The sequence below is a fragment of the Dysgonomonas sp. 521 genome (assembly GCF_010501055.1).
Lineage (GTDB): Bacteria > Bacteroidota > Bacteroidia > Bacteroidales > Dysgonomonadaceae > Dysgonomonas.
On the sequence record NZ_QVMO01000098.1, the window covers coordinates 1 to 11,764 of the forward strand.

The window sequence follows — 11,764 nt, forward strand, 5'->3', positions numbered from 1 at the left end:
CTTATAGTTTCTTGCCTAAGAAGCCATCTATCAGAGTTGATATTATTGAGGATAAGCAACTAGCAATATGGTAGTGCCTTATTTCGAACTCACGTTAGTAATAATTGAGTCAACATGCCCTATCGATCAGAAATATGAAAAGGATAAGAACATCAGCTTATTAAAATAAATCATATTTTATAATCACTTACACCAATTATTACCTTAATATCCCATCATTATTGCAAAACTAGTGTTTATTCTATGCTTATTTTTTATATCTTTAAGCGCTCAAAAGTCTAATACATTATATATATTTGAAAATTCGAAACAATTATTTCAAAATATTATGAATAAAAAAAACATGATTGACAGACGAAAATTCCTTAAAAGATCCATCCTTTCAGCTGCTGCCCTTACAATTATCCCCCGTGAAGTTATGGGCAGGGGTTTTATTGCCCCAAGCGACCAGTTGACTAAAGGTATTATCGGCACCGGTAACATGGGCCGAGGACACCTGAATTATGCAGGCACACGCCTTGTAGCTGTTTGCGATGTAGATAAGAAACACCTTGAACTGGGTAAGGCGTTGGTTAGCGACCGTATAGCTGCCTACCACGATTTCCGCGACCTGATTCTGGACCGGAATGTAGATATCGTACACATAGCCACTCCTCCGCACTGGCATGGCATCATGTCGGTAGAAGCGGCCAAAGCAGGAAAAGACATCTGGTGCGAAAAACCTATGACCCGCACTATAGGCGAAGGCAAGCGTGTAATGGAAGCCGTAAAACAATACGGCTCCAAGTTCCGCTTAAATACATGGTTCCGGTTCGCCGACAATTTTTACGGACTGGGAACACCTGTGAAACCTCTAAAAAAATTAGTTCAAAGCGGTATGCTCGGCTGGCCGTTAAAAGTAACCATCAGTAAGCATACAGGTTTCGACTGGAAATTCTACTGGGTAGGAAAAGAGTATCTCGCTCCTGAGTCTATTCCGGCCGAACTGGATTATGATATGTGGCTGGGACCTGCGCCTTATAAACCATACAACAGCCACCGTGTACACCAAACATTCCGTGGCTACTGGGACTATGACGGAGGCGGCCTCGGCGACATGGGGCAACACTATATCGACCCTGTACAATACTTTCTGGGAAAAGACAATACCAGCCCTGTAAAAGTAGAGGTGGACGCTCCTCAACAGCATCCCGATGCCATAGGCACATGGCGTTCTATTACTTATACTTACGATGATGGTTGCCAGATTGTACTCTGGGGTGGCGACTTTGGCAATCCGGATACGCCATATATATCGGGACCTAATGGAAATGTCTATAAAAACTTTGTTTGCGACATCCCGGGATGGGAAAAGAAACTGGCCGATTATCCCGAACCGGAGGAACAAGTAACAGATTTTCTGGAAAGCGTAAAAACACGTAAACAGTTTGCCCTCAACGAACAGAACGGCTTCCGTTCTTCCACGATTGTCAACATGGGGATTGTTGCATTAAGGCTGAACCGTACTCTAAACTTCGACCCTGTTAAACTGGAATTTATTAACGATGAAGCAGCAAACCGCTTGCTTGACCAGCCAATGCGCGCACCTTGGAATATTTAATCTGTTAGAAACTGTTTAAATTTTATTCGTTCCAATTTTTAGAGATGTTTTAGAGATGTTTTTTTACATACGCTTCGCTCCTGTGACCGTTGGTTGAGTTGAGAGAAAGGAAAAAACAGCCGAAAACAGACTAAAAATGAACGAAGAAAAAAGTATAATAAAATATTCGTATAAAATTTAAACAGTTACTTAATACCTGTAAAATAAGAAAATAATCATGAAGAAAATATATTCACTATTAGGCATCCTGTTGTTCTGTTCCGTGCTGGCATACGCCCAATATCCATCAAACAGAACAGCAAAGACCATTGTAGCCGACGTTCTGGCACAGATGCCCGCCCAACAATCAGAGCAATATTACAACCAGATAAAAGATCTGGCATCTACGGGAGAAGAAGGCATCCTCCAGCTAATAAAAATGATGAACCCTCCGGGAAAAGGATCGAACGCACAAGTAGAGTACGCCTTAAGCGCACTTACACACTATGTGTCGGCTCAGGGATTGGAAGACAAGAGGCTCATTACCTCCAACGCATATATAAAGGCGCTGGATTTGACTAGCGACAATGAAATCAAAGCCTTTATTATCAAGCAACTAGAACTGACAGGAAAAGATGAAGCAGTGGCTAAATTATCCACATATCTGGGTGACAAAACCTTAAATGCTCCTGCTGCCGCAGCCTTGTCTGCCATCAATACACAGTCGGCGCAAAAAGCGCTATTAAATGCATTAAGCGCAGCCACCGACGACAAGGTGGCCGAAAATATTATACTTGCCGTTGCACGGTTACAGATCGCCGACTCGGAGAACATGCTGAAAAGGAGGCTGAATACGAGTAACCAGAATACAAGAAAAACAGTGCTATATGCGCTTAGCCGTGTAGGGTCTAAAGCGTCTTTAGCTGATCTGGCATCTGCCGCCGAACAGGATAATTACACCATGCAAAAAGACGGCGCTAACGAAGCGTATATTTCGCTGATAAAGCGGGTACTGCTGCAAGGTGATGTAAAAGAAGCCGATAAAGCCGCCAGTGATTTGATGAAGAAAGCCGAAAAAGCCGGACAGGCACAGACCCGGGAAGCCGCATTACAGATATTGATGGCTACAAGACCATCCGAAAGGCTGAAACTTCTACAAACCGCATTGAAAGACGACAACCGTAATTACCGTTATGCGGCTCTTACCTTTGCCTCTGATTATGCCGACAGTAATATGTATAACGAACTCATAAAATCTGTAAGCAAAGCGAAACCGGAAGTACAGTCCGACATTATCAACTGGCTGGGACAGGAATGCGACAGTCCGGAAAAACGGAAGGTTATCACACCCTTAGTTACGGAGACGGCCATAGGATTACTGACAGAAGGTAACACAGAAAGCCGAAAAGCGGCCGCCAACATACTGTCTAAAACCGGAGACGCGAAAGCCATTGCAGCTATGGCTTACCTGCTGAATGACGCCGACCCGAAAACTGTAAAAATGGCTAAAGAAGCCTTAGCTTCAACAAAAGGAGATATTGCGTCTGCTGTAGCGCCAACGATAGAGACAGCCAATACTGCGGGGAAAATCGCCGGATTGGAACTACTGGCTCAGCGCAAATCTACAAGTCATTTGGGTAATGTCTTCGGTCAATTAAGCGCAGATTCTCCCGATGTGAAAACAGCTGCTTATGCCGCACTGAAAGATGTAGTATCAGCCAACGATCTGGATAAATTATATCCATTACTTGAATCCGCCGATGCAGATGCTGCAACACCTGTTCAACAGGCTATTTCCGAAGCACTGAAAGCTTTTCAGAAGGAGAAACAATTCGACATGGTTACAGCCCGTATGAATCAGACGGACAGAAGCAAACAATATTTATATTACCCCGTTCTGGCTGCAACCGGCGATGAAAAAGCCCTGCCTCTGATTGTCGACCGCTTCAATAAAGAAAATGCCGGCGCAAAAGATGCTGCATTCCAGGCCTTACTGGACTGGAAGGATATCAATGCTGCCGATGAGTTGTTCGCCATTTGTCAGAATCCATCGGATGTGCTGTATTTCGACCGTGCCCTGAGTAAATATATCCAACTGGTATCCAGTTCTCAATTGACAGGGGAGAACAGGCGTATATTCCTTACCAAAGCCATGGAAATAGCGAAAAGCAACAGCCAGAGAAATACAATCCTTACCCGCTTGGGAAATACTGGTTCTTACTTAGGGATGCTATATGCTGGAGAATACCTGGATGACAAAACCACGGAGCAGGCGGCTGCGCAGGCAGTGTTGAACATTGCCCTGGATAATAAAGCTTATACCGGAAAGAATGTAGAAGAGCTGCTCAAAAAGGTAATCGAAATACTGAACAATCCGGACGCCGATTATCAAAGACAGGCGGTTGTCAAACATCTGAATGAAATGCCAAAAGAAGAAGGTTTTATATCCATCTTTAATGGAAAAGACCTGACAGGATGGAAAGGCATAGTAGAAAATCCGATAGCCCGTACAAATATGAAACCGGCCGAACTGGCTAAAAGACAAGCAACTGCCGATAAGACAGCTGCCGCACACTGGAAAGCCGAGAACGGAATACTTGTCTTTGACGGAACGGGTGGAGACAATCTTTGTACAGTAAAACAATATGGAGATATAGAAATGTACATCGACTGGAACCTTGACCCTGCAGGGCCGGAAGCCGATGCAGGCATCTATCTGAGAGGAACGCCACAGGTACAGATATGGGATATTGCCCGTGTGAATGTAGGCGCGCAAGTTGGTTCCGGCGGACTGTATAACAATGAAAAGAACCCAAGTAAGCCACTGAAATTAGCTGATAATAAGCTGGGCGAATGGAACACATTCTACATAAAAATGGTAGGCGACCGCGTAACCGTTAAGTTGAATGGAGAACTGGTTGTGGATAACGTTATACTGGAAAACTTCTGGGATCGTAAACAACCGCTGTTCCCTGCCGAACAGATTGAACTACAAGCTCATGGCAGCAAAGTATATTATCGTAACATCTATGTAAAGGAACTTGAAAGCGCCAAACCGTTCGAACCTTCCGCCGAATAGAGTTACTCTTAGCGGGCGAGGTCATTCTCGATGGAGACATCAAAGAAGCCACTAAAATCGGAACTGCTGACGGGCAACAACATCCCGGATTATTTAATAAAAAGGGATATATCGGTTTTCCGGGACATGGCTTTCCTGTAAAGTTCTGAAATATAAGTATTAAAGAACTGAAAGATTAGAGGTTCACTATATACTAAAAGAAAGGGGTTCTATTTATACAAAATAGAACCTCTTCTTTTATATTTTAATACCAAATGGTCTTTACGCCTCTATAATCTTTACATCATAACCTATAAACAGACCGCTTTCGATCACTCCCGTAATTTTCTTTATTTCGCTCTCCATATTCCTGTCAATAGAATCGAACCATGCGTCGAGAACAAAGTTCCCGTTTTCGGTAATGACAGGGCCATCTTTCCCCTTAGCCATACGGAGAGCAACGTCACGGGCGCCCAAAGACCGTATTTCTTTTTCCGCGTATAGCAGCGAAGACGGGAATATTTCTATTGGCACAGGGAATTTTGAACCCAAACGATCTACCAGTTTAGAATCATCTACGATGATATAAGTTTCCTTACTATTCCGTATCAGCAGCTTCTCTTTAAACATCGCTCCTCCCCTACCCTTTATCAAGCTTCTGTCAGGATCAACCTCGTCGGCACCATCGAAAGTCCAATCCGGTTTCTTATCCAAAAGAGTAGTCTGAGGTATTCCCAATTGCACACATGTCATGGAGATTTCCAGAGAGGCCGGTATTACCAGAATGCTCAGATTCTCCCGTCTCAGCCTTTCCTGCATAGCAAACAACGCAAGATAGACCGTAGAACCCGACCCGACACCGATAGTATCGCCATCCTGCATTTTAGATGCGATATCTTTAGCAACACGCTCCTTTCCTTCCCTGTTGATTATATTATCCGACCATTTCAGGTTACTTATTATATTATTGTCCCATTCCATATTATCCTACATTAAAAAAAGCCTGTTCAAAATTACATTATTTATATCACGTAACATAAAGTTGAACGATAAATGAGAGATATGGAACAGGAAAATATATTCTATTTCGCCTTAAACAGCCATCTGGTACCTACCAGAATGGTATGCGTATCTTTGTTGCTCAACTCTTTAAACTCTCCCTGAAAATCAGTATTCCCATAGGCATACATCGCATGAAACCGTAAATCCTTTGTCAGATTATTTGTAAACGGATAAAATTCCACTACGGCCTGTATTCCCGTACTTTCATAGGCATTACTTTCGAATCCTTTATCATGGCGTTGATTCCATGTACCCTTTATAAAAGGCTTCCATTTACCGAAGTCATATTTAAAGTTTAACGAAACGGACTGGTCTCTTACATACCTGGAACCGAGATCTGCATCATCAACCACCGTGCTATAATCCATATCACGATTACCTAAATAATAATCCAATTCGGTTGTAAAATTTCCGATATTCAGTTGAGTACCGGCTGTCAGCCAGTTGTAGAACTTCGTTTTGCTATGCTGGAAAGCGCCGTATCCCCAACGGGTCTTAACCATCCCGTCAAGCAGGCTGCCCTCCCATAATACATTTACAGCCAGCGCCTTTTTCTTATAATCATCGCTGGCAAACTGAGGAGCATCCGAATTTACAACCTGTAAATTCATCGTTTGTCCCAGAAAGTGGTAAGCTACATTGATACCCGTCTTGTACGCATCCAAATCATTAAAAGCCATCGTTGGCTGATAGATATCGGCCGGATTGTAGTCATATTCGAACGTACCGAACTGTACCGACTGCTTACCAACCGTAAAAGTCCATTTTTTTCCTAAATCGAATGCAAGCCACGCCTGGTCGGTTGCGGCAGAATACCCCTCGCGCAGAGGCGTTTGCGGTTTATTCAACCGGTGACGTACCCTATAACGTATGCCCGGTATAATTTCCCCTACCAGCCACAACTTGAATGTCTGTCCTTCAAACGAAGCTTCATCAAGGCTGCTCCCATTGAAGGTTGTCTGAAAATCGACACGTGTATCCAGCATTATATTCAGCATCTTGTCGTCCCATAGAAGCTTATCCAGTATATTCTGGCTTTCCTTATGCTGCGCAAAAGCCCCGAGGCTTAGGAATAAAGCCCCAATTATCATATATATTTGTTTCATGTAATTACGATTTTAATAATTTAAGCAACTCATCCCCCGCCTTCTCCAAAAGGAGAAGGAGCGGCAAAGCCACTACAAACGAATCGAATCATAAGGTAAATAGTGATATGCTTTTACCTTTCTCCCCTCTTTTGGAAGGGGCGGGGGGGGTGTTTCAATATTCCGAGAACATACGTTGTATTTCCCTGTAATCGGATGTTTTAGTCAAAGCCAGCATCAGTAATACCCTCGACCTGTATGGGTTGATGAACCATGATGCAGAAAAGCCCAACTGGTCATCATTAATTTCGTCCCATTGGGCTGTAGGACCAGTCATAATACGGGATGAACGCACAACGGCTATGCCATGATTTTTAACAGCTTTTTCCAAAGCGTTCTGCAATACAGTCGTTAAGTTCCCATTGCCTACACCTGCGGTAACGATACCTTTTACATGAGCCTTTACCGCCGCATCCACAAACAGATCGGTAGCGTTGGAATAACTAAGGATAATCTCTACCCTTGGCAACTCTGTAAGATTTCTCACATCGAACTCCGAATTGGATGTATGCCTTTTTACGGACTGGCGGGTATATATCGGTTTTCCATTATATACAATACCCAGTGGCCCATAATTGGGATTCTGGAATGTGCCGACACTCAACGTATTGGTTTTGGCCAGATCATCCGCTCCCAGAATCTTATCGTCCATCACGACCATTACTCCTTTCCCTACCGATTCGGGAGCTACTGCCGCAGCCACTGCGTTATATATATTACGGGGGCCATCGGCGCTGATCGCTGTGGAAGGACGCATAGAACCAACCAAGATCACAGGCTTATCGCTCTTTACGGTCAGGTTAAGAAAATAAGCAGTTTCTTCCTGTGTATCTGTTCCATGAGTGATAACAACTCCGTCTACGTCGCCCTGACTAAGCAACTCATTCACACGTTTGCTCAGTTTCAGCCACACCTGATCATTCATATCCTGACTCCCGATATTAGCAACCTGTTCCGCTTTGATATTGGCAATATCTTTAATTTCGGGAACAGCGCTTAATAATTCGTCAACAGTAATTGCCCCGGCCTTATATCCGGCTGTAACTTCCGTTGCTCCTTGTCCGGCGATAGTACCACCTGTGGCCAGGATATAAATTGTTTTCTTAGACTGGGCGCTGACAGCCACCGATACAAACAGAGCAACCAGCAACAGATTGAATATTCTTCCTAAAGTATTTGTTCTCATAACGATATAATTGATTTTGATTTCCTATTATTTTTTAGTGCTTTCCCAAGCCTCTACATAATCCTGCATAGTCTCCGACAGTTCTTTGCCGATTACACTATAATCCGCGTCCTCAAGATTAGCGAGAGATACACGTACTGACCATTCCGGACCGGCAAATCCTCCACCATTGAGCAACACGATCGATGACTTTTCAGCCAGACGGAAAACAATATCGACCGGTTCGAAATTCTTTTCGAGGAATGCCACGAACTCCTTGCCATAATTCTTCATTGCCCACTCATGAATGTCTATCTCGCAATAATATGCTGCGCGTTCAGGGTCTTCGACAACGGGGATATTCATACCTTCCCAAAGCAGGGTATATCGATGTTGGATGAGGTCGATACAGTCTTTCTTATATTTGTTTTCGGTATCCAGTAAGGCGAACGCGGCGAACAGCAACATCTGGATTTGCTGAGGAGTGGATAACCCGGCTGTATGGTTCAGCGCCACCTGACGGCTATCGGCCACCAGCCTGTCTATAAATTTCAATTTTGCAGGATAAAGGGTAAGGCTCTCATATAATTTGGCCAATCTTTCCTTATCCTTTTCGGGTATTGCCGACAACATATCATCATAGATATTATCTTCATATAAAGCGATTACCCCCAGACGCCAGCCGGTAGCCCCGAAATATTTGGAGAATGAATATACACAGAGTGTATTTTGGGGAAGTTCGTTCATTAATGAATTGAATCCGGGAACGAATGTACCATATACATCGTCTGTTAATATCATCAGATTGGGATTCAGGTTCTTTACCACCTTTACCAGATACTTACGGCTATGGTCCGAAATTTCTACCGATGTAGGATTACTTGGATTCACAATAAAGAATGCCTTTATCGATTTATCTCCCAGTTTATCCAGTTCTTCGTCGGGATACTGAAAAGTCGAATTACCGTCTTTGTCCTTAGCGGAACCATATATATAGGTTACTTTGAAATTATATCTCGCCAGTTCGGGTATTTCAAGATAAGGAGTAAATACCGGCACACCCAGAGCGATACGGTCACCTTTTTTCAACAGGCAATTTTCGACCAGTGAATCAAAGATATAACACATGGCCGCTGTACCACCTTCTACAGCAAACAAATCGTAGCGCCCGTTCCTCAACGGATTGTTACCGCACATTTCCTGTATGAGGTAATCGTGTATAATCTTCTCGGTATGTTTTAGTATACGTACAGGACTTGGATACTGATCGCCGATAATACCTTCCGCAAGTTCAAATATCCAGTTATCAGGGGTAAAATTATGTTTCTCTATGCCATAATTATACAATCCTTTAAGCAATTCTACCCCGGGGAGCTGCTTGTTTTTCTCTAAGAAGGATTCAAATCGTGCGGCAATGCCACCTGTTTGGGGAATACCGCTCAATCCCGAAGGTTTATTCATAGCACGCTTACTTTCTTCAATACCAAACTGTCCGAGAGCAAAGAAAGCTTCGCGGGGAACAGTCGCTGTCCAGTTAGGATTTCCGCGCCCTGCGTTCAACATCGTTTTCACCGGTTTCTTTTGCTGATCGGAAGCAAGGGTGATCAGATTATCTTTCAATTCAAAAGGGCTTAGCTGCTCCAATTGTTGTTCACGCTTACGCGATGTTTTTAATTTATCAATATCCATAACAATATTATTTCAAGATTTAAAAATTTCAAGATTCCCAGACAGGGTTTACCTATCTTTATATTTATTAGCTCATCAGCAATACGATAACTACCCCCCAGATAATAAGCAGCGTATTTCCCACCGCGTATGTAGTAGTATATGATAAAGCAGGGACTTTACTTTGTAACGAATCTTCCAGTGCACCCAAAGCGGCTGTCGTTGTACGTGCTCCGGCACAAGCGCCCAATGTGATGGCAGGATGGAATTTAAAGACAAAACGGCCTAACAAGATGCCGATCAGCATGGGCACAAGGCTGACAAATATACCTGCTATAAAAAGACTTACCCCGGCAGCCTTGAGTCCCGCAATAAAATCGGGCCCGGCATTAATGCCCACAACAGCTATAAAAATATTCAACCCCATATTATTCATCAACCATACGGCAGGCTCGGGTATAGCGCCAAAGGTAGGGCGTAACGAACGTACCCATCCGAACAGAATACCCATGATAAGTACACCGCCACTGGCACTCAGGCTCAATGGCACATTTCCTGTACGAAGGGTCAGAGAGCCTAATATTCCACCTAAAAAGATACCAAGTCCCACATACAGCAGGTCGGTAACATTAGTCGGGCGCTGCGCATATCCCAGATAGTTGGCAAAGCGGTCTACATCTACCTTACGCCCTTCTATTTCAAGAATATCGCCACGTTGAAGGGTAACGTTTTTAAGAAGGGGTATTGTAACCTTTCCACGGTGTATCTTCCTGATAATTACGCCATGACGTTCTTTCGTAGTCTTCATTTCCAGCAATGTCTTACCTATGACTGCTTTATTAGACACTATTACCTTAATCGCCTCCGCCTGAAAGTCAAGCAACTCTATATCAGCAACCTCTACGCCTATCGAATTTTCATCTGAGATAAGGGTATCTATCGGGCCATTCAATACGAGCCGGTCACCTTTATTTATCTTCATATCCGAGGTTGGATCCTGAATTATCGCACCGCCATTAGCCGGACGGATACGTTCAATATATACAGGCCATCCTTTTTGTACAAGCATATCCTCTGTTTCCTGAACAGTCTTACCATTTGTAAAAAAATCATTGGTCACTTCTATCGACCTGAAAGTAGTACCATCATAAGCATATTCCAGACTGGCATCTTCTTCGTTGATAGAACCGCCTAGCGATTTCTCATATTCTTTGGTTTTCTCTACAATGTTCTTTCCCAGCAGCTTTGGCCCTACAGATGCCAGAAACCAGGCAGTACCGGCTGTACCGAAAATATAAGTAACAGCATAAGCGACCGGTATCTGATTGATAAAGGCATGCTTCTGGTCATCGCCTATCGACAACTGGTTGATAGTATCTGTAGCAACGCCGATAACAGCCGAAATAGTGTTCCCTCCTGCCAGTAATCCGGCAGCATTACCTATATCAAATCCGGCTATCAGCGCGGCAACCCATGCAACAACCAGACACGCGACACAGACTATGGCCGCGAAAGCGATCTGAGGAAGCCCATCCTTTTTTAGCCCGTGAATAAATTGAGGGCCGACACTATATCCTACCGCAAAAAGGAAAATAAGGAAGAACGTGGATTTTACAGTCGGAGAAATCACTATATCAAGTTGCCCGATGAGTACACCCATCAACAATACACCTGTTACAGGCCCCAGTCCGAAGCCTTTTATTTTAATTTGCCCAATGGCGAATCCAAGGGCGAGGGTTAGGAAAATCGCAAGTTCAGGCGCGGCTTGCATTGTCTTAATTATCCATTCCATAAGTTTTATGTAATTTATTGTATGTAAGCATTTATTATGAAGTGCACTTGATATGGATTAAACAAGTTGTTTTGTATATTGTTTGAGCAACCCCAATAATTATCTGTTGCGAGTCTAAATAAGAGAATATAAAAAAACAGAAAACAGTTTAATAATCAACACATTATTTAATCCCCCATAAATATTAATAATTTACCTCGTATCACTAGTGTCCGGTTATAAATCAAACAGTTTCAACTGTTTATCGTCACCAGGACTTATTGATTTGTAATTATTTTTTGTAAACAGTTCATCT

General features: G+C 43.3%; 6 protein-coding genes and 1 pseudogene. 2 read left to right on the forward strand and 5 right to left on the reverse strand.

The window, feature by feature from the left end:
- The first annotated feature begins 343 nt into the window (after nt 1-343).
- Together D0T84_RS19080 and D0T84_RS19085 are read left to right on the forward strand one after the other, a co-directional pair.
- Nucleotides 344-1,600: a Gfo/Idh/MocA family oxidoreductase gene (locus D0T84_RS19080; RefSeq protein ID WP_163309456.1), complete on the forward strand. Its 1,257-nt coding sequence runs from the start codon at nt 344-346 to the stop codon at nt 1,598-1,600.
- Between the two features lie 217 nt (nt 1,601-1,817).
- Nucleotides 1,818-4,807, forward strand: a pseudogene (locus tag D0T84_RS19085) (family 16 glycoside hydrolase).
- Nucleotides 4,808-4,919: 112 nt separating this feature from the next.
- Here the strand turns inward: D0T84_RS19085 and rpiA are convergent.
- The 5 genes from rpiA to aspT form a co-directional block, all read right to left on the reverse strand.
- Nucleotides 4,920-5,618: a ribose 5-phosphate isomerase A gene (gene rpiA / locus D0T84_RS19090; protein WP_163309451.1), complete on the reverse strand. Its 699-nt coding sequence runs from the start codon at nt 5,616-5,618 to the stop codon at nt 4,920-4,922.
- A 101-nt stretch (nt 5,619-5,719) separates the two neighbouring features.
- A complete protein-coding gene (locus D0T84_RS19095) occupies nt 5,720-6,805 on the reverse strand; it encodes a porin (protein ID WP_163309452.1) in 1,086 nt (361 codons plus the stop codon).
- 154 nt (nt 6,806-6,959) lie between these two features.
- The gene (locus tag D0T84_RS19100; RefSeq protein WP_163309453.1) at nt 6,960-8,030 is read right to left on the reverse strand and encodes a type II asparaginase; all 1,071 of its coding nucleotides are present in this window, start codon (nt 8,028-8,030) and stop codon (nt 6,960-6,962) included.
- A gap of 27 nt (nt 8,031-8,057) precedes the next feature.
- Nucleotides 8,058-9,698 (reverse strand): aspartate 4-decarboxylase, encoded by a 1,641-nt coding sequence (aspD, locus tag D0T84_RS19105; protein ID WP_163309454.1) that lies wholly within the window; start codon nt 9,696-9,698, stop codon nt 8,058-8,060.
- Between the two features lie 67 nt (nt 9,699-9,765).
- The gene (aspT, locus tag D0T84_RS19110) at nt 9,766-11,469 is read right to left on the reverse strand and encodes an aspartate-alanine antiporter (protein ID WP_163309455.1); all 1,704 of its coding nucleotides are present in this window, start codon (nt 11,467-11,469) and stop codon (nt 9,766-9,768) included.
- Between the last annotated feature and the right edge of the window lie 295 nt (nt 11,470-11,764).